This is a genomic window from Pseudomonas sp. OTU5201 (assembly GCF_038440135.1).
Lineage (GTDB): Bacteria > Pseudomonadota > Gammaproteobacteria > Pseudomonadales > Pseudomonadaceae > Metapseudomonas > Metapseudomonas resinovorans.
In genome coordinates this window covers 71,223-89,903 of the sequence record NZ_JASATC010000005.1, presented here as the reverse complement: position 1 = coordinate 89,903, position 18,681 = coordinate 71,223, and the positions used below count along the sequence as shown (strand labels likewise).

Below are 18,681 nucleotides of genomic sequence, written 5' to 3'. Positions count from 1 at the left end.
CCCCGTGGCATTGACGATTCTCGGCCTTTCCGGCGCCCTCAGCCATGATCCCTCCGCCGCGCTCTATATCGACGGCAAGCTGATCGCGGCCGCCGAAGAAGAGCGCTTTGTGCGCGACAAGCACGCGAAGAATCGCATGCCCTACGAGTCGGCCAAGTATTGCCTGGAACAGGCCGGTATCAAGCCTTCCGACGTCGACGTCGTGGCCATTCCCTTCGCGCCCATCAGCCTGTTCGGCAAGGCCCGCTGGCAATACGCCAAGCGCTACTGGTATGCCCCGGATCGTGCGCTGGACGCCATCCTCATGGGCAACCGTCGCTACAAGCGCTATCGCAAGAAGATCGTCTGGTGCCTGGAACAACTGGGGTTCGATGCCAAGAAGGTGAAGATCGAGCCGGTGGAGCACCACCTGGCCCATGCTTCCAGCGCCTACCACTGCTCAGGCTTCAAGGAAAAGACCGCGATCCTTGGCATCGACGGCAAGGGCGAGTACGCCACGACCTTCTTCGGTTGGGGCGAGAACGGCAAGATCCACAAGATCAAGGAGTTCTACGATCCGGACTCCCTCGGTGGCCTCTACGGCGCAATCACCGAGTACCTCGGTTTCGAGATGCTTGATGGCGAGTTCAAGGTCATGGGCATGGCGCCCTACGGTGACGCCGCCAAGTACGACTTCTCGCGTCTGGCCAAGTTCGAGAACGGCGAGTTGATCATCAACACCGACTACGCCAACGTCATCGGCTTCCGCCGCTACAAGGAAAACGGCAAGGGTTTCTACTTTTCGCCCAAGTTGATCGAGTGGCTGGGCCCGAAACGCCAGGGCGACATTGCCGACGACCCCTACATTCACTACGCCGCCAGCATGCAGGCTCTGTTCGAGAAGCTGGCGCTGGAGATGATGGATTATTACCTCGGCGACATCATCCGCCAGACCGGCAAGATCGCATTCGCCGGCGGTTGCGCGCTGAACGTCAAACTGAACCAGAAGATCATCGCCCGTCCGGAGGTGAAGGAGCTGTTCGTCCAGCCCGCGTCCGGCGACGCCGGTACCTCGGTGGGTGCCGCTGCCTACGTCTCGGTCAAGCGCGGCGTGCCGGTCGAGAAGATGGAACACGTCTACCTCGGTCCGGCGTTCAGCAACGAAGACGTCATTGCCGCCTGTGCCAGGCACCCGCAAAAGCCGGTGTTCAAGCGCATCGAGAACACGCCGCAGCGCATCGCGAAGATCATGGTCGACGGCAACCCGGTGGCCTGGTTCCAGGGCCGCATGGAATTCGGCCCGCGCGCCCTCGGCGGCCGTTCCATCATTGGTTGCCCGAGTGCGGTCGGCGTGGCCGACCGCATCAACGAGCAGATCAAGTTCCGTGAGCGCTGGCGCCCCTTCTGCCCGTCGATGCTGGACACCGTTGCGCCGCAGATGCTCAAGGTCGATCACCCGTCGCCCTTCATGACCTTCACCTTCGAAGTCAACGAAGAGTGGAAGACCCGCGTGGCCGAAGTGGTGCATGAGGATGGCACGTCCCGTGCCCAGGTCCTGGAACGTCGCCACAATCCCCGCTGGTATGACCTGATGAAGGAACTGGAAGTCCTTACCGGAAACGGCGTGTCCCTGAACACTTCGCTCAACCGTCGCGGCGAGCCGATGATCTGCTCGCCCACCGATGCGCTGAACATGTTCTACGGCTCGGACCTGCAGTACCTGATCATGGAAGACATCCTCGTCGTCAAGGAAGGCAAAGACTGGTATGACAATGTCGGCTAAGCCGCTGCTTAGCGTCATCATCCCTACCTACAACTATGCGGGCGTGCTCCCGCGTGCCGTGGAGTCGGTGCTGTCCCAAGCCACCCCGGAGGTCGAACTCTGGGTAGTGGACGACGGCTCCACCGATGACACCCCGGCAGTCTTCACTGCCCTGAGTCAGCGCTACGGTGCGGTCTTCCAGGGCGTTCGCCAGACCAATGCCGGTCCCTCAGCCGCACGCAATAACGGCGTGCAGCTGGCCCAGGGCAACTACGTCCTGTTGCTGGATGCGGATGACGAGCTGGCGCCCGATGTGCTGCCTGACCTCTGCGAGCGGCTGCGTCAGCAGCCCGACGTCGGCCTCTGGCTGGCCGGTCATGTCGCCGTCCAGCCCGACGGCCGCGAACGCGGACATCCTGCCAGCAGCGTTCCCGGCGACGTCTTGCAACGCCTGAAGGATTACCTGCTGGGCAAGAAGATCGCCCTCAGCCATGGCGCCTGCGTGTTCCTTCGCGAGCTGCTGCTGGAGCGGCCTTATCCTGAACACCTGCGACACAGCGAGGACATTCCCGTGTTCGCCTACTGCCTGACCCAGCGTCAAGTAGAAGTCCTCGACTTGATGCTCGCACGTATCCACAAGCACCCCGGCAGCCTGCGCCACAACGCCGAAGCAGCTCGCAAAGTGGGGCTTGCGCTGGTGGATGAAGTCTTTGCGAAGCTGCCGGCCAGCCTGCATTCGATCAAACCCGCCTATCGTGCTCAACGTTGCCTGTCGCTGTTCCGCACCTGCCTGCTTGCGGGCGATCAGGAAAGCGCCCGCGAGTACTATCGCGAGGCAGTGCGAACGGACTGGCGGGTGATTTTCAAGTTGTCGTACAGCCGCAAGGCCCTGCGTCTTTGGCTGCGCCGAAACCCATGAAAGTCCTGGCGCTCAGCTCGGCCGGACGAGAGCCCGACTTTTCCTGCGTTTATGAACGACTCCGGGGGCAGGTCGATCTCGATCTGAAAATCCTCGACAAGGACGCTCAGCGCAATTTGCGCCGCACGCTGAGCGGTGTGGACCTGTCCGCTTATGATCGGATCCTTGTCGACCTTCATTTCAAGAACATCTATCGGCAGACCCGATTCCTCAGCAGGCTTTCCGGCCTATTGATCTACGAGGAAGACGCGTGCCAGAACTATTTGGACAGTTCCCGCTGGCGCGGTTGCTTCAGCCGCTTCTACAGGGCGTTGCCCAACGCACGAGTCGTCGTGACCGGAGCCAGCGTTGCTGAGCGATTGAAGGGCGAAGGTTTCAAGGTCCACTTCATTCCCAAGGGCTATGACCCGCGATTGATCTTTCTCGAAGGGGGGCGGCGGGATATTGAACTGGGCTTCATAGGCCGGACCGCCAGCGCTGCCTATCAAGACCGGAAACGGTTGCTGGATCGCCTGGCGGCAGAGGATTCGCTGCAACTATTGCGCACTGCCCCAGGAGAGCCCTACCGGAAGATGCTCAACCGGATCCGCTTTTTCGTCAGTGCCGACGTTGGCCTTGGTGAGTACATGGCGAAGAATTTCGAGGCCATGGCCTGCGGTTGTGTCGTGCTGGCCTGGCGGCAAGGCAGTGAGGAGCCTGCTATCGGCCTTGAAGATGGTGTTCACCTGCTTTTGTATTCTGACCTAGAAGAATTGCGCGGGCATCTGTCCAGGCTACGCGAAGATTCGAGTCTGGAGCAGGCCATAGCCGAGGCGGGTAGACGATTCGTCGAGCAACACCTCTCCCACCTTCTATTGGCAGAGCATCTCTTCAATGTGCTGGAAGAACCCTGGCCGTCAATCGAGCCCATTTCCTCCTGGCAGTCATTCTGGCACCGGATCAACCCATTTTGAGCAATCCCATGTCCTTGACGAACGATGCCCACCAGCCGTTGGTGAGCGTGATCATCGCCTCATACAACCACGCGCCCTACATCGAAGCGAGCATTCGCAGTGTGCTGGAGCAGAGCTATCCGAACATTGAGCTGCTGGTGGTGGATGATGGGTCCGGCGACGACAGCGTCTCACGCATCCAGGCGCTGCAAGCAGTGCATGGTTTTGACTTTCGCTGCCAGGCCAACAAGGGATTGTCGAGAACTCTCAATGAAACCATCGCACGAGCGAAGGGTAGCCTGATCGCCCCCTTCGGCTCGGACGACATCATGCTCCCGGACCGCATTGCCAAGCAGGTCGCCTACATGGCCGACAAGCCAGAAGTAGGCATTTGCGCAGGTGATATACAGACCATCGATGCGGCCGGAATCCCCAGCGGCAAGCCGCGTGGGCTTACATTGCGGCGTCTGGATTTCGAGGATGTGTTTCTTGATCGCAAGCCGGGGGCGCCGGCCCCGACGCTACTGTTTCGTCGTGAGGCGCTTGAGCGGGTCGGCGGGTTCGAGCCAGACGTCCGTCTCGAGGATCTGATGATCGAATTGAAGATCACTCACGCTGGGTACTTCATAGACATCCTGGGCGAGCCCCTGGCGCTCTATCGGGTACACGACACCAACACTTACAAGAACTACCGCTTCATGGTGGATAACGTACTGAAGACCTATGCGCGCTTCAGTGACCACCCTGCTTATCCCGAGGTCTGCGCGCGTTTCCGCAATTCGATGCTGCTCAAGTGCGCCCGCCAGGACAAGGTACTTGCCCGCGAACTGCTTGCCGGTCTGCCCTTGAGTGCATGGAACCTGAAGACACTACGGGGGCTCTTTCGCATGCTTTCTCGGAAGGGCTGATATGGGAACAACACTTCGCAGTCAGCCGGTCGATCACAAGGTCTCCGTCGTAATCCCCTGCTACAACTACGCCCGTTTTCTGACGCGCACCATCGAATGCCTTCGACAGCAGAGTTACGAGAACTGGGAAGCCATCATCGTCGATGATGGCTCGACCGATGGCACTGAAACAGTTGCGTCTGGCCTGATGGCCGAGGACTTCCGAGTCCGGTATGTACGTCAGAGTAACGCAGGAACCTCGGCGGCCAAGAACACGGGGATACGACTTGCTCAGGGAGACTTCATCCTTTTTCTCGATGCTGATGACCTTATAACGCCGGATAAGCTAAGGGCTCACATTGAGCACTTCGAGAGTAATCCGCATATAGATATTTCCTATTCGCGGTTCCGCTATTTCGAAGAAACGCATGAAAACAGGTTGTTTACCAAGCTTGACCTGTCCTCTGTCAAGGAGTGGTCAAAAGTTATAAATGGTCGTTATGAGGTTGCACTCCCTGTGTTCCTAAGGGGCAACAACATGGCTATTCATGCTGCGGTGGTCAGAAAAGCGCTTGTCGAGAAGGTCGGTCTATTCGATGTTGAGATGCGCGCGCTCGAAGATTGGGATTACTGGCTGCGCTGCATCCTACATGGCGCCTATATAGCGTTTCTGGACAATCCGCAGGCACTTGCCTTGACCAGGGTGCACCGCGCAAGCGCCACGCATAAGGTGGACTTTTCGGCCTACAAGGAAGCCGTATATGAGAGGGTCTTGCTGGAGGCGGACAGGATTTGCCAGGAAGGCGACGAGCGATTCTATAACTTTGTGAAAAAGGAAGTGCGTAGCCTTGAGCGGAGGAACAGGAATCGTCTGTTCAGGAAGAACCGCGCCGCGGTCCAGAAACATATCCTTGCGTCGGGTCTTTTAAATTTTCATGATTTGTCCGGGGTCCTCAGAGAATTTGGGTTTTTGAGTTGCATCAGGGTATACCTGGGTGCGTTAAAACAATATTTATTTAAGCGATGACTGAGTTTTTTGTTATGGATAGAGAGCGGTTGGGGATTTGGCTTTCTCGTCTGGCAGTTTTGGGTGTGGTTTGTTTTCTGTGTGCTCCTTGGGTCTTGCCAAGCAATACGTACTATCACCGACTCGTCATCTTGTTTCTCTGGATTCCGGCGTTTTGGCATTTTTGCCTGTTCCACAGGAGTTATCCGAAGATTCACAAGGTTTTTGCTGGGCTCTATCTCGCAATTTCGATTTGGTACATGTTCGTTGTTGTCATGAGTTCTGACGGATGGGACGAGGTTCGCGAGCTAAAATTGCCCTTTTACATCGCTCTCAGTCTATTGGGCGTCATGGTCGCCGCCATGCACCTCAAGGAACGGTTCCGGGATCTCTTGTTGTTGTGTTGCATATTCGGTGGTTTTGCTGCCGGGGTTACTTGCCTGTACCTCTATGTCACGCAAGGCTACGTTCTTCACCATCGGATCGCTTCCGTTGGCGTGTGGCGGGTCATCATCCCAGCTGCGCAAGCAACTGGAGCATTGGCGATCGTGACGGCAATGCTTGGGTTGGAGCACAGGCGTCATGCGTGGGTCATCCCGGCTGTATTGCTGGCTCTGGTTGGGTATGCGGCCTTTCTCTACTTCAATCAGAGCCGCTGGGTTTGGGTTAGCCTGATGCTGTCCCTAGTGGGCGTAGGGATGTTGTTGCGGAGCAGAATCGTCTATGTAGTGGTTGCAATTTCTGTGGTGTTGATCGCAGTTATCATGGTCTTCAAGCCTACGCTTATGATGAGTCGAGGCTTGTCGTATCGTCCCGAGTTGTGGATGGGCGGATTCTCTCTGATGTTGGAGAATTGGCTATATGGCCTTGGCTTCAAGGAGTACTGGATCCAGATCGCGGAACTGAAAACCAGTGCTCGCCATCCACACAACTTGTTTCTGGATATCGGAATTAGGTTCGGAGTCCTTGGTTTGCTGCTCTGGATAGGTATCTGGTGCTGGGCTGGCTGGGCAGCATTCAAGCATCGCAAGGCTCCAGTGGGCAGAGCTGCGGTCGCCCTGTGGCTGTATTCCGGAGTCGTAGTACTGACGGAGGGAACCGCTCCTTGGGTCAAGCCTTCACCGATCTGGTTCGTTACCTGGTTGCCCGTTGCTCTGGTGCTGGTGATAGACGCGCTAGCCAGGCGGGCCGGTCAGGACCGAGTGCTACCGGTTCAGGTGCCTGGAGGCTCTACGCAGGGGAATGATCGAAGAACTGAACTTACGACTGGGCCTCACCGTGACTTCGAACGAGATTCGGCCAAGCTCTGCCCATAAGCCTGTAACAGGCTCTGCCAGGGGAAGTCGTCGATCTGGCTGCGGCGTAGATAGCCTCTGAGGTGCTCAAGGTTTCTTCGTGCCAATCGACTGCTGAGTGGACCACGCTTGAAGCGCATGTCGAGGAAGTCGATGAGGCCGAAACCGCCTTCCGGCAAGCGCAGGATGTTGCCCAGGTGGAGCGAGCGGAAGTAGATACCGCGCTGGTGCAGGGCACGGATGAAATTCGCGAGTTCGGGCAGCAACGCGTCGAACTCGGGGCGCACGTGGCGATACAGCTGGTCCAGCGAGTGTCCTGGCAGGGGCTCATAGAGGCAGGCGCTGACGGCCTGGACCTTGTCTAGCCACATGCAATCGCTGACCTTTGGTGTCGTGATACCGCGTTCGGCAAGCAGTTCGGCGTTTCGGGCGAAACGTTGTGCAGCAGGGCGCATGCGGGCGAGCCAGAGTCGGCGGCGTGGCCGGAAAATCTTCAGCAATTGGCCGTCCGGCTGGCGCAGGACCTTGGGGCCGCGGCCGTCTTTCTCCAGGACCTCGCCTTTGTCGAGCCACTGCTGCATTTCGTTCGCTGGTACAATCCGCATCTATTTTCTCTGAGTAGCAATAGGGATCGAGAGTGGCCAATTCTAACCAGCAATCGGATCTCCAGGTTTATCTGCGGTTGCTGCGCTATGTCAGGCCGTATGTTGGTTTTTTCATTCTCAGCATCATCGGATTCCTGATCTTCGCGTCGAGTCAGCCGATGCTGGGCTACGTGCTCAAGTATTTCGTCGATGGGCTGGCCGATCCGCACGCTGCCTTGCTCCCGCATATTCCCTACCTCAAGGACATGAACCTGATACAGGCTGTGCCTGTGCTGATCGTGCTGATCGCTATCTGGCAGGGTGTGGGTTCGTTTCTCGGCAACTTCTTCCTGGCCAAGGTTTCACTGGGACTTGTGCATGATCTGCGAGTGGCGCTGTTCAATCAGTTGTTGCTTCTACCCAATCGCTACTTCGACAACAACAACTCGGGCCACCTGATTTCGCGCATCACGTTCAACGTTACCATGGTCACGGGTGCCGCTACCGATGCGATCAAAGTAGTGTTCCGAGAAGGGATGACGGTGATCTTTCTGTTTGCCTCGCTGTTGTGGATGAACTGGAAGCTGACATTGGTGATGGTTGCGATTCTGCCGCTGATTGCGCTTATGGTCGGCAGTGCCAGTCGAAAATTTCGCAAGCAGAGCAAGAAAATCCAGGTCGCTATGGGCGACGTCATGCACATATCTTCGGAGACCATCCAGGGGTATCGCGTGGTGCGTAGCTTTGGCGGTGAGCCTTACGAACAGCAACGCTTTCTGGACGCCAGCAACGGTAATACCGACAAGCAACTGAAGATGATCAAGACCGGGGCGGTCTATACCCCGATGTTGCAACTGGTCATTTACAGCGCAATGGCGCTGCTGATGTTCCTGGTGCTTTTCCTGCGGGGCGATGCATCCGCGGGCGATCTGGTGGCTTACATCACTCTGGCGGGACTCCTGCCGAAACCAATCCGCCAGTTGAGCGAAGTGAGTTCGACCGTTCAGAAAGGGTTGGCTGGCGCCGAGAGTATCTTTGAGCAACTCGACGAGAAGCCGGAAGTCGACAACGGAACCATCGAAAAGGAGCGCGTCGTTGGCCGCCTGGAAGTGCGCAATCTCAGCTTCCAGTACCCCGGCACAGACAAACCGGTGCTGCAGGACATCAGCTTCGAGGCCGAACCGGGCCAGATGGTCGCTTTGGTGGGGCGCTCCGGTAGCGGCAAGTCCACCCTGGCCAATCTGATCCCGCGTTTCTACCACCATGAACACGGACAAATCCTGCTGGATGGCGTCGACATCGAGGACTATCGCCTGCGCAACCTGCGTCGCCACATCGCCCTGGTGACCCAGCAGGTGACCCTGTTCAACGACTCGGTAGCCAACAACATCGCTTACGGCGATCTCGCCGGCGCACCGCGCGAGGATGTCGAGCGTGCGGCCGAGGCGGCCTACGCCAAGGAGTTCGTCGACAGGCTGCCGCAAGGCTTCGATACCGAGGTGGGCGAGAACGGTGTGCTGCTGTCCGGCGGACAGCGCCAGCGACTGGCCATTGCCCGGGCGTTGTTGAAGAATGCCCCAGTGCTGGTGCTAGACGAAGCGACGTCGGCCCTTGATACCGAGTCGGAACGGCATATCCAGGCGGCGCTGGATCGTGTGATGGATGGCCGTACCACCCTGGTCATCGCCCATCGTCTTTCGACCATCGAGAAGGCGGACCTGATCCTGGTCATGGATCAGGGACGAATCGTCGAGCGTGGCACCCATGCCGAGCTGCTGGCCATGAACGGTTATTACGCCCGGCTGCATGCCAACCAATTCGCAGACGAGGCTCAGTCGGAGGCGGGCTGAGCGGCATCCACTTCATCGCTAATCAAGGAAGGGCCGGGTCTTAACTCGGCAAGGCAAGGTTTTGCTCAATAGATTCAGACTGTACCGGGAGCATGGATGGGAGTCGGTCGATGCCGGTTCCTACCGTAGCGTCTGGGCGCGTTTCGGCGGCAGCGTCATCACTCACCCGCAGGTCGTTGAGCGTTTGTCCGCGCTGGCGGGCATTCCAGTGCGTTACCTCGGGTACCGTGCAGGTGGCGATCTCCAGGCTGCCATTCCTACCTGGGGGCGGAGTCTGGCGCTCTGCCGGCAGGTGCTGAAGCGCAAGGGAATGCGCAACCTGTTCGACCTGGGCAACGCCGAGGTCATACTGCCGGTCGCTCCAGGTGCAGGAATCGCGCTTCGTCACGAAGGCGCCTATCTCTCCGAACTCAATCTGTCCGGTTTCCGCAGCCTGCGTCCGCAGAAAGCGCAGTTGGCAATGGCTCGCGCACCTGAAGCCTGGTCGAAGAAATTCCGCTACAACCAGCGTCGCGAGCTGCGCCTTTTCGAGGAAGCGGGTGGCGAAGTGAGGCCAGTGGCGGGCTTCGCGCCTGCAGAGCTGGCGGCGATCTATACCGAGCTGTTCGAACGACGATGGGGTTTCGAAGTTCCGGGCAAAGGTAATCTGGCTGAGGTCTTCAGGCTGTTGCATGAGTACCTCAGTGGCTCGTTGCTGCTGCTCGATGGCGCGCCGGTTGCCATTCAGGTGCTGTACAGGGCCGAGTCGCCAGACTGGATCAGTTACGAGTACATCAACGGCGGCGTTGATCCTCGTGCGCACCATCTCAGTCCAGGTAGCGTTCTCAGCTTCATCAATACCCAGGCCGCCTGGGAGGATGCCCGGGCCAGGGGCAAGATGCTCCGCTACTCGTTCGGTCGAGCCGACCGCGAATACAAGGATCGTTGGTGCGACAGGGTTGCCGCATTTCGGGTGTAAGTGAATGGAAACACGTAAACAGCAACTGCTGCGTCGGCATCGCCGCGGCAAGCGTCTCTTCATGGTCGCAGCCCTGCTGGTCCTGGCGGCGCTCGATTGGTTCGGCAACTGGAACAGCCTCCCGGTTCTGTTGGTCCTGGCCTGGATCGCCCATGAGGCCTGGTTTGCCGACCATCTCTTCTATTCACCGCGGGAAGACTATCGCTACGTTTTTCCCGACTTTTCGCCTGGCGTCGAGGGCGTTATCCACAAGCGCGAACTGCAGCTGGACCCTGGCCGACTGCCAGCTAGCGCCGACACGCTGATCCTTGCTGTCGAACTTCGCAGCACCTGGCTGGGGCGCTGGCTGGATCCCCACGTCCTGATCCAGGACGGCCAGTCCGTGGATCGTCAGGACTTCGAACGTGGTGCGCGGGGCCTTCGCTATCTCAATCTGTCCGGCCTGTTTCCAGCCCTGCGCGAGGGGCGTTTGCGCCTGCAGGGGCGATTCTGTCGCCTGGGTCCTGAGGTCAGGTTGCATACCTTCGACAATCCGGACTACGCCTCGCGGCGCGTGATGATCATCGCGCCTCACGCCGACGATGCCGAGCTGGCGGCCTTCGGCCTTTACAGCCGCTGCGCCGAGGCCAGTATCGTGACCCTGACCCAGGGTGAAGTCGAGGCGCAGAACTACCGCAGGCTGGGGCTTGACAAGGCTGCCGCGTCGCGCTTGAAAGGGCGCCTGCGCAGCTGGAGTAGTCTGGCGGTACCGCTCTGGGGTGGCGTACCGGCCAGTCGCTGTGTGCAATTGGGGTACTACTGCATGCAGCTGGCTGCCATGGCAGCCGAGCCGAACAAGCCTTTCGCGTCGCGGGAGTCCGGCGAAGCGGATATCCGCAGCGCGCGACGCTTCAATCCCCTGGGGCTGCCAGGCGATCTGGACGGTGTGCCGACCTGGAACAACCTGGTAGGCGATCTGGCCGCCCTGCTCAAGCGCTTCCGCCCCGAGGTAGTGGTCCTGCCACATCCAGAATTGGATCCGCACCCCGACCACATTCAGGCCAGCCGTGCCCTGGTCGAGGCGGTCGAGCGCAGCGGCTGGCAACCCAGTGTCCAGCTCTTGTACGCCAATCATCTCTACGACAACGACCGCTGGCCCATGGGGCCCGCGTGCAACGGCATCAGCCTGCCGCCACGGCAGGAGCCGTTGCCGGCCGATGGGCTATGGAGTCCTCGGCTCGGGGCTTCTACCCGCATGGACAAGGCCCAGGCACTGGCCATGCAACATGATCTGCAGGCGCCCCTGCCGTTCAAGAAGCGCTTGCGTCGTGTCATCCAGTGGCTGCTGGTGGGCCGACGCTGGCCCGATGTCGGCCAGGACGATTTCTTCCGCAAGGCAGTGCGCCGCCACGAGCTGTTTTGGGTGCGCCCGACGTCCAATCGAGAGCCTCGGGTCAACTGAGCTGCTATGGTATGATCCGCGCCGTTTTTGACGTCCGGAGACTCCATGAAGCTGTCCATGCCCCGATTCGATCAGGCCCCCGTTCTGGTGGTAGGCGACGTCATGCTTGACCGTTACTGGCATGGCGGCACCTCGCGCATCTCGCCCGAGGCGCCGGTGCCCGTGGTCAAGGTGGATCAGATCGAGGACCGTCCCGGCGGCGCCGCCAACGTTGCGTTGAATATCGCCGCCCTGGGTGCTCCGGCCATGCTGGTAGGTATTACTGGCGTCGACGAAGCAGCCGACAGCCTTACCGACAGCCTCAACGCCGCTGGCGTCGATGTGCACTTCCAGCGTCTCAACGAGCAGCCGACCATCGTCAAGCTGCGGGTCATGAGCCGTCACCAGCAGTTGCTGCGCATGGACTTCGAAGAAGCCTTCCAGACCGACGCCGAGGCCCTGGCCGCGGAAGTCGAGCGCCTGCTGCCCGAAACCAAGGTGCTGGTGTTGTCCGACTACGGCAAGGGCGCGCTGAAGAACCACCAAGTGCTGATCCAGGCTGCTCGTCGTCGCGGTGTACCGGTGCTGGCCGATCCCAAAGGCAAGGACTTCAGCATCTATCGCGGCGCCAGCCTGATCACCCCGAATCTCAACGAATTCGAAACCATCGTCGGCCGCTGCGCCGATGAGGCCGAACTGGTTGCCAAGGGGGCAGCGCTGATGCAGGAGTTGGACCTGGGCGCCCTGCTGGTCACGCGTGGCGAGCATGGCATGACTTTGCTGCGCCCCGACCACTCTCCACTGCACCTGCCGGCCCGCGCCCGCGAAGTGTTCGATGTCACTGGCGCCGGCGACACTGTGATTTCCACCCTGGCTGCTGCGCTGTCCGCTGGTGAAGAGTTGCCTCAGGCCGTAGCCCTGGCCAACCTTGCCGCCGGTATCGTTGTCGGAAAGCTGGGTACGGCTGCTATCAGCGCGCCGGAACTGCGTCGCGCCGTGCAGCGCGAGCAGGGTTCCGAGCGCGGCGTGCTGAGTCTGGATCAACTGCTGTTGGCCATCGAGGATGCCCGCGCCCATGGTGAGAAGATCGTCTTCACCAACGGCTGCTTCGACATTCTCCACGCCGGCCATGTGACCTACCTGGAACAGGCCCGCGCCCAAGGTGATCGCCTGGTACTGGCGGTCAACGATGACGCTTCGGTCAGTCGCCTCAAAGGGCCGGGTCGTCCGATCAACAGCGTCGAGCGACGCATGGCTGTACTGGCTGGACTCGGTGCGGTGGATTGGGTCGTGAGCTTCCCCGAAGACACCCCCGAGCGGCTGCTGAGCCAGGTCAAGCCCGATGTGCTGGTCAAGGGCGGCGACTATGGCATTGACCAGGTGGTCGGCGCCGATATCGTCCGCGCATACGGCGGTGAAGTAAGGGTGCTTGGCCTGGTGGAGAACAGCTCCACTACGGCGATCGTCGAAAAAATCCGCAGCAAGTAATCCTTCGTCACTGGCAGCATTGCCAGTCGCTGGTGTCGGCCCGGTCATAGGCGTCCGGGCCGATGCCAACCATCATCCCGGCATCCTCACCCTGCATGGAGTGCGATGCCGATGTCTCCCAACGCACAGGGCCTTGCCCTGGCCTTGCTCAATCGTGTGGCCCAGGCCCATTGGCCTGATCGTTTCAAGCTGCGCAAGGCATTCGAGAAGCTTCTCTACGGTGGTACTCGCGCCGGCTTCATGCTGGCCGCGCGGCATGCACGCAAGTCCCCGCGCTCGGCCAGTCCGGGTGAACTGTTCGACCTCTCGCTATCCGACGAGCAGCGGATGCTGGTAGAGATGCTGGAATCCTTCGCGCTGGAAACCTTGCGCCCAGCCGCTCACGGCGCAGACTCACGCGGCACGGTGCCGGCCGACCTGCTCAACCAGGCCCACGCGCTCGGACTGGCCCACTACGGAGTGGGCGAGAGCCAGGGCGGCCTGGCTGGAGAGTGCACTGTCCTTACCAACGCGTTGATGGCCGAAGCCTTGAGCAAGGGCGATCTGAGCCTGGCCGCCGCGATCCTGGCGCCGCTTTCGGCGGCCAACTGCATCCGTCGATGGGCATCGCCAGAACAGCAAGCCGCCTGGCTGCCGGCCTTCATTGGAGAACAGCCAGCACCACGCATGGCCATTGCGGTGAGCGAGCCCGCAGTGTTGTTCGATCCCCACAAGCTGGCCACCCGCGCGCGGAACAGGGGAAAACACTATGTGCTCAGTGGAGAGAAGTGCCTGGTGCTCGACGGGCTGGATGCCAGTCGCCTGATCGTTGCCGCTGAAACGGGCCGCGGCGTAGCGCTGTTTCTCGTCGAGACCGGCAGCAAGGGGCTCGAGCTGCGCCCGGAACCGGCCATGGGCCTCAAGGCCTGTGGTACGGCGAGAGTCCGCCTGAAGGGGGTGAAGGTTCCGGCCGAGAATCGGCTGGCTGCAATCGATTTCGACTACCGGCGATTTCTCGATCTCGGCCACCTGGCCTGGTGCGCCCTGGCCCTGGGGACCGCCCAGGCCGCCCTGGACTATGTGATCGACTACTGCAATGAGCGGACGGCCTTTGGCGAGCCCATCAGCCACCGCCAAGGCGTGGCGTTCATGGTTGCGGACATCGCCATCGAACTGGATGCCATGCGCCTAATGGTCTGGCGTGCTTGCGCCCTGGCCGACCGGGGGGAGGCGTTCCAGCGCGAGGCCTATCTGGCACGCCTGCTCTGCGCCGAAAAGGCCATGAAGATCGGCACCGACGCCGTGCAAGTGCTCGGTGGCCATGGTTTCACCCAGGAACACCCGGCCGAGCGCTGGTACCGCGACCTGCGCGCCGTTGCCTTGATGAGCGGCGGCCTGCACCTGTGAGGACGGCAGCATGAATCTGGAACTCCCGAAGAAATTCCGTGCACTGAGCAATCGGGCCCATCAGGTTGCAGCCGAGTACTTTCGGCCTCTATCGCGCAAGTACGACAAGGCTGAACATGCCTATCCCCGCGAGCTGGACCTGCTGTCAGCACTGCTGGATGGCATGAACGCCGGTTCTCCGGAGTCCGTGGGCGCGGGTTCTGCGAGCAAGCGTGGCGTCGGTGGGGAAGAGGGTGTGCGCAATGGCGGCAACCTGTCCGCGCTGGTCGGCGTGATGGAGCTCTGCTGGGGCGATGTCGGCCTGCTCCTGGCCATGCCACGCCAAGGCCTGGGTAATGCTGCCATAGCCGCCGTGGCCAACACGAAGCAGCTCGAGCGTTTTCGCGGCACCTGGGCGGCCATGGCGATCACCGAACCCGGTTGCGGCTCGGACTCGGCGGCGATCCGCACCACGGCGGTGAAGGATGGCGACCATTACGTGCTCAATGGCGAGAAGATCTTCGTCACCTCGGGCGAGCGTGCCGACGCGGTGGTCGTCTGGGCGACCCTGGACCGCAACCTGGGGCGTGCAGCGATCAAGTCCTTCGTGGTGGAGAAGGGGACTCCCGGCATGAGCGTTACGCGCCTGGAGAAAAAGCTCGGTATCAAGGCCTCGGATACTGCTTCGATCAGTTTCAACGATTGCCGGGTGCCGGCGGCGAACCTGCTGGGCAATGCCGAGATCGATGTGCAGAAGGGCTTTGCCGGGGTGATGGAAACCTTCGACAACACCCGCCCGCTGGTGGCAGGGATGGCGGTCGGGGTCGCCAAAGCGGCCCTGGACCGGACGCGCGAGCTGCTGGCCGGAGTCGGCTGCCGGTTCGACTACCGCACGCCATTGCTCGCCGCCAGCCACGCCGAAGCGACGCTCTACCGCCTGGAGGCCGAGTGGGAGGCCGCACGTCTGCTGACTTTGAAGGCCGCCTGGATGGCCGACAACCGGCTACCTAATTCCAAGGACGCCTCTGCCGCCAAGGCGAAGGCCGGGCGCGTGGCCAACGAAATCACCCTCAAGTGCGTGGAGCTGGCCGGTGCCCTGGGCTACGGCGAAGACGAACTGCTGGAGAAATGGGCGCGGGATTCGAAGATCCTCGACATCTTCGAAGGTACCCAGCAGATCCAACTGCTGATTGTGGCGAGGCGATTGCTGGGCAAGAGTTCGAGTGAGCTGAAATAACGACGGCCCCCGAAGGGATAAGGCTTCAGCGACGATGGGGCGGCTTGGGTGCCCCATCGTTCAGCAAGCGACCCTCTTTCCCAACGGCTGGGCCGTCCCCACCCGCGCTAGCCAGTCCCGCCAGCGCACACGTTCTTCGTGCACCAGCCAGCCGTCCTGCTCCGCGAAGCTCTCCGAGAGCCAGACTCCACGGGTGCTGGCGGCCTTGAACTCGCCGTTGCGCAGGGTCAGCAGCTCGCCGGTGGGCAGGCCCTGGCGCAGCGGCAGCAGGTAGATATCGGGTCGACGTCGCTCCAGGCTGGCCACCAGTTGGCCGTCCCGCAGCACCTCGTCGACATGGAAGAGGCTGATCTGGTGGCTTTCCCGCGGCAGCTCCAGGCGCAAGTCGTAGACCAGTTGCAGGGATGCGGTAGGCAGGTGGACATAGGCTTCGGGGCGTTCCAGCAGGATCAGCTTGCCGTTGCGCACGGGGCGTGCAGCCCCGGACAGGGGGCTGAGGCGGAAGTGGTTGGCCTCGCGGTATCGCAGGTGCCGCTGATAGGGCGTGGGCAGCCAGGTATCGGCGAAGCGTCCGGCGAGCCAGCCTTCCGGTGTTTCGATCAGGCATTCCTCCGCGACTTCCTGAATGGCGGTGAGCAGCGGCAGGTTCAACTCGTGGGCCGGGACGTAGCCGGAAATCAGCTTGAGAACGGTGTCGCCGCGATCCTGCCGGCGCTGGCGCACCAGCAGCCAGTAATCGCGACCTTGCAGGTTCAGGGTCAGCCGCACCGAAACGCCGAGGTTCGCCAGCTCCACCGCGAAGCGCCGGCTGTCGTTGACCTGCACCGGGCGGCGGCGCTCCAGCATCTGGGTGAAGTTCAGCGGGCGCCCCAGGCTCTGGTAGTTCAGGGCGTCGGCACTGGCTTCGACATGCAACGGGAGGGTCTTGAACGCGTTGGGGTCCTTGCGGGCGAGGATTCGCGGCATGTCGGCTCCTTCAGGGTAGGGGTCGGCTAGCAACGACCCCCGATGACGTTGGCGGCCGTCGCGACATTATGGGACAGATGCAGCGGGTTGATGGTCCCGATTATTGCGCTGGTCACCCCGGGATGACCGAAGATCAGTTCGAAGCTGGCGCGCACCGGGTCAATGCCTGCGCCGAGGCAGGCGTGGCCGCTGGCCAGGCCCTTCTTGATCAGGATGCCCTTGTTCTGTTGCACCGCGAAGTCGAGTACCGGCTTCTCGCCCTGCTCGTTGAGGTTGTAGGTGACCATGGCGCAATCACCCTGTTCCAGGGCCAGCAGACCACCTTCAACAGTCTTGCCGGACAGGCCAAAGGCACGGATCTTTCCGGCTTGCTTGAGTTCGGCGAGGGTCTCGTAGACGCCGCTTTCACGCAGGATGGTCAGGTCGTTGCCGTCAGAGTGCACCAGCACCAGGTCGATGAAATCGGTTTCCAGGCGCTTCAGGCTGCGTTCGACGGAGAAGCGCGTGTGTTCGGGGCTGAAGTCGAATCGCGAAACGCCGCCCTCGAACTCCTCGCCCACCTTGCTGACGATCACCCAGTGCTGGCGCTGACCGCGCAGCAACGGACCCAGGCGCTCCTCGCTACGACCGTAGGCCGGCGCGGTGTCGATCAGGTTGATGCCGAGGTCGCGGGCCAGGGCCAGCAGTCGAAGGGCTTCGGTATCGTCGGGGATGGTGAAACCGTTGGGGTACTTCACGCCCTGATCCCGCCCCAGCTTGACGGTGCCCAGGCCGAGCGGGGAAACCACCAGGCCGGTGTTGCCCAGCGGGCGATGGAACGTGTGCAGGCCGTTCATCCCAGCAGCTCCTCCCAGGCCGGTTGCGCCACGGGCGGGCGAGGCAGCGTGGGCAGCGCGTGGCAGGCGGCCGGGCGCAGGCCGTCGCGCTCGAAGGCAGCCAGCACGCGGTCGGCGAAGTCCGGCGCCAGGGCCAGTTTGGTCGGCCAGCCCACCAGCAAGTGGCGGTGTTCGCTGACGAAGGCGTTGTCTGGGCGTACCAGGCCACTTTGGGCCGGCTCGGCGCGATCCACTCGCAGGGTGGCCCACTGCGCAGCCGACAGGTCGACCCAGGGCAGTAACTGGCGCAGTTCCTGTTCGGCGACGGCAATCTGCTCCGCTTCGTTGCGGGCCACGCCCTCGGCCTCGGCCAGGTCGCCGCCCAGGTACCAGACCCACTGGCCGTCGGCGGCCGGGTGACTGGTGACGGTAATGCGTGGCTTGGGCCCGCCGCCCAGGCAGTGGGCGTAGAGCGGTTTCAGACTGGGCGCCTTGACCATCACCATATGCAGTGGGCGGCGCTGCATGGTCGGTTGGCTCAGGCCCAGGGCCTCGAGCAGTGCCTGGTTGCCGGCGCCGGCGCTGAGGACGATGCGCTGGGCGCGGACTTCGCGGCCGTCGATGCGCAATCCGACAAGCTGGCCATCGTCGTTCAGGGGCTCGAACTCGTGGGCGGCCAGCAGGCTGTCGCCAGCTAGGTCGGCCAGACGCGCGATCAGGCTGGGGACATCCAGTACCAGTTCGGCGAGGCGGTAGACCTTGCCCTTGAACTTCGGGTGCTGCAGTGCCGGTGGCAGGTCGCTGCCCTTGACCTGGTCGACGCGACCGCGCACCGCCTTGCTGGCGAAGAAGCTGGTGAGGTTGCCGGCGAGGGTGCCGGGCGACCAGAGGTAATGGGCATCGGAGAGCAGGCGTACGCCGCTGAGGTCCAGTTCGCCGTTACCAGCCAGGGCCTCGCGCCAGCGCCGTGGCATGTCGGCGATGGCTTCGGAGGCACCGGTCAGGGCGCCGTGCAGGGCGTACTTGGCGCCACCGTGGATGATCCCCTGGGACTTCACGCTCTGTCCGCCGCCGAGGCTGGCGTTTTCCACCAACAGGGTGGCGAAGCCTTGCTTGCGCAGACGGGCGTTGAGCCAGAGGCCGGCGATGCCGCCGCCCAGGATGAGCACATCGGTGGAAAGGGATTCGGCCATGGGTCGCAGGCGCCTCGAAAAAAAC

The 18,681-nt window shown here is 61.6% G+C and carries 16 protein-coding genes; 12 read left to right on the top strand and 4 right to left on the bottom strand.

Annotation, left to right across the window (positions count from 1 at the left end):
* The first annotated feature begins 4 nt into the window (after positions 1-4).
* The 6 genes from AAHM40_RS04795 (at position 5) to AAHM40_RS04770 (ending at position 6,801) form a co-directional block, all read left to right on the top strand.
* On the top strand, positions 5-1,762 hold the full coding sequence (locus AAHM40_RS04795; protein WP_342243641.1) for a carbamoyltransferase family protein: 1,758 nt from the start codon (positions 5-7) through the stop codon (positions 1,760-1,762).
* Positions 1,746-2,660: a glycosyltransferase family 2 protein gene (locus AAHM40_RS04790; protein WP_342243640.1), complete on the top strand. Its 915-nt coding sequence runs from the start codon at positions 1,746-1,748 to the stop codon at positions 2,658-2,660. Before AAHM40_RS04795 ends, AAHM40_RS04790 begins: the two co-directional genes overlap by 17 nt.
* Positions 2,657-3,613, top strand: a complete 957-nt coding sequence (locus tag AAHM40_RS04785) for a glycosyltransferase (RefSeq protein WP_342243639.1) — start codon at positions 2,657-2,659, stop codon at positions 3,611-3,613. The genes AAHM40_RS04790 and AAHM40_RS04785 overlap by 4 nt, the downstream gene beginning before the upstream one ends.
* A gap of 8 nt (positions 3,614-3,621) precedes the next feature.
* Positions 3,622-4,500 carry a glycosyltransferase gene (locus AAHM40_RS04780; protein ID WP_342243726.1) on the top strand — a complete coding sequence of 293 codons (879 nt, stop codon included), beginning with the start codon at positions 3,622-3,624 and terminating at the stop codon, positions 4,498-4,500.
* A gap of 1 nt (position 4,501) precedes the next feature.
* Positions 4,502-5,506, top strand: a complete 1,005-nt coding sequence (locus tag AAHM40_RS04775; RefSeq protein WP_342243638.1) for a glycosyltransferase family 2 protein — start codon at positions 4,502-4,504, stop codon at positions 5,504-5,506.
* 131 nt (positions 5,507-5,637) lie between these two features.
* Positions 5,638-6,801: an O-antigen ligase family protein gene (locus AAHM40_RS04770; protein ID WP_342243637.1), complete on the top strand. Its 1,164-nt coding sequence runs from the start codon at positions 5,638-5,640 to the stop codon at positions 6,799-6,801.
* Here AAHM40_RS04770 and AAHM40_RS04765 read toward each other — a convergent pair.
* On the bottom strand, positions 6,759-7,361 hold the full coding sequence (locus tag AAHM40_RS04765) for a lipopolysaccharide kinase InaA family protein (protein ID WP_342243636.1): 603 nt from the start codon (positions 7,359-7,361) through the stop codon (positions 6,759-6,761). The two genes, AAHM40_RS04770 and AAHM40_RS04765, sit on opposite strands and share 43 nt — an antisense overlap.
* 56 nt (positions 7,362-7,417) lie before the next feature.
* On the opposite strand from AAHM40_RS04765, the gene msbA reads away from it, so the two are divergent.
* The 6 genes from msbA to AAHM40_RS04735 all read left to right on the top strand — a co-directional run bounded on the left by msbA (position 7,418) and on the right by AAHM40_RS04735 (position 15,682).
* On the top strand, positions 7,418-9,214 hold the full coding sequence (msbA, locus tag AAHM40_RS04760; protein WP_342243635.1) for a lipid A export permease/ATP-binding protein MsbA: 1,797 nt from the start codon (positions 7,418-7,420) through the stop codon (positions 9,212-9,214).
* Between the two features lie 61 nt (positions 9,215-9,275).
* Entirely contained in the window at positions 9,276-10,172 is an 897-nt protein-coding gene (locus AAHM40_RS04755) for a GNAT family N-acetyltransferase (protein WP_342243634.1), read from the top strand.
* 4 nt (positions 10,173-10,176) lie between these two features.
* Complete coding sequence (locus tag AAHM40_RS04750; protein ID WP_342243633.1) at positions 10,177-11,613, top strand: PIG-L deacetylase family protein; 1,437 nt, start codon at positions 10,177-10,179, stop codon at positions 11,611-11,613.
* A gap of 45 nt (positions 11,614-11,658) precedes the next feature.
* The gene (hldE, locus tag AAHM40_RS04745) at positions 11,659-13,080 is read left to right on the top strand and encodes a bifunctional D-glycero-beta-D-manno-heptose-7-phosphate kinase/D-glycero-beta-D-manno-heptose 1-phosphate adenylyltransferase HldE (protein WP_342243632.1); all 1,422 of its coding nucleotides are present in this window, start codon (positions 11,659-11,661) and stop codon (positions 13,078-13,080) included.
* A gap of 105 nt (positions 13,081-13,185) precedes the next feature.
* Positions 13,186-14,466 (top strand): acyl-CoA dehydrogenase family protein, encoded by a 1,281-nt coding sequence (locus AAHM40_RS04740; protein ID WP_342243631.1) that lies wholly within the window; start codon positions 13,186-13,188, stop codon positions 14,464-14,466.
* Between the two features lie 10 nt (positions 14,467-14,476).
* Positions 14,477-15,682, top strand: a complete 1,206-nt coding sequence (locus tag AAHM40_RS04735; protein WP_342243630.1) for an acyl-CoA dehydrogenase family protein — start codon at positions 14,477-14,479, stop codon at positions 15,680-15,682.
* Positions 15,683-15,742: 60 nt separating this feature from the next.
* Here the strand turns inward: AAHM40_RS04735 and AAHM40_RS04730 are convergent, their stop codons facing one another.
* From AAHM40_RS04730 to AAHM40_RS04720, 3 genes are read right to left on the bottom strand one after another with little or no spacing between them, the layout of a single operon-like run.
* Positions 15,743-16,648: a metal ABC transporter ATPase gene (locus AAHM40_RS04730; RefSeq protein ID WP_342243629.1), complete on the bottom strand. Its 906-nt coding sequence runs from the start codon at positions 16,646-16,648 to the stop codon at positions 15,743-15,745.
* Positions 16,649-16,674: 26 nt separating this feature from the next.
* A complete protein-coding gene (locus AAHM40_RS04725; RefSeq protein WP_342243628.1) occupies positions 16,675-17,484 on the bottom strand; it encodes an aldo/keto reductase in 810 nt (269 codons plus the stop codon).
* Positions 17,481-18,656: an NAD(P)/FAD-dependent oxidoreductase gene (locus tag AAHM40_RS04720; protein ID WP_342243627.1), complete on the bottom strand. Its 1,176-nt coding sequence runs from the start codon at positions 18,654-18,656 to the stop codon at positions 17,481-17,483. The genes AAHM40_RS04725 and AAHM40_RS04720 overlap by 4 nt, the downstream gene beginning before the upstream one ends.
* Between the last annotated feature and the right edge of the window lie 25 nt (positions 18,657-18,681).

Excerpts from the sequence above, each read along its gene's own strand:
- AAHM40_RS04720 (WP_342243627.1), bottom strand. The coding sequence starts at position 18,656 with ATGGCCGAATCCCTTTCCACCGATGTGCTCATCCTGGGCGGCGGCATC.
- AAHM40_RS04785 (WP_342243639.1), top strand. The coding sequence starts at position 2,657 with ATGAAAGTCCTGGCGCTCAGCTCGGCCGGACGAGAGCCCGACTTTTCC.
- hldE (WP_342243632.1), top strand. The coding sequence starts at position 11,659 with ATGAAGCTGTCCATGCCCCGATTCGATCAGGCCCCCGTTCTGGTGGTA.
- AAHM40_RS04780 (WP_342243726.1), top strand. The coding sequence starts at position 3,622 with ATGTCCTTGACGAACGATGCCCACCAGCCGTTGGTGAGCGTGATCATC.
- AAHM40_RS04790 (WP_342243640.1), top strand. The coding sequence starts at position 1,746 with ATGACAATGTCGGCTAAGCCGCTGCTTAGCGTCATCATCCCTACCTAC.
- AAHM40_RS04750 (WP_342243633.1), top strand. The coding sequence starts at position 10,177 with ATGGAAACACGTAAACAGCAACTGCTGCGTCGGCATCGCCGCGGCAAG.
- AAHM40_RS04765 (WP_342243636.1), bottom strand. The coding sequence starts at position 7,361 with ATGCAGCAGTGGCTCGACAAAGGCGAGGTCCTGGAGAAAGACGGCCGC.
- AAHM40_RS04740 (WP_342243631.1), top strand. The coding sequence starts at position 13,186 with ATGCCGATGTCTCCCAACGCACAGGGCCTTGCCCTGGCCTTGCTCAAT.
- AAHM40_RS04735 (WP_342243630.1), top strand. The coding sequence starts at position 14,477 with ATGAATCTGGAACTCCCGAAGAAATTCCGTGCACTGAGCAATCGGGCC.
- AAHM40_RS04775 (WP_342243638.1), top strand. The coding sequence starts at position 4,502 with ATGGGAACAACACTTCGCAGTCAGCCGGTCGATCACAAGGTCTCCGTC.
- AAHM40_RS04725 (WP_342243628.1), bottom strand. The coding sequence starts at position 17,484 with ATGAACGGCCTGCACACGTTCCATCGCCCGCTGGGCAACACCGGCCTG.
- AAHM40_RS04730 (WP_342243629.1), bottom strand. The coding sequence starts at position 16,648 with ATGCCGCGAATCCTCGCCCGCAAGGACCCCAACGCGTTCAAGACCCTC.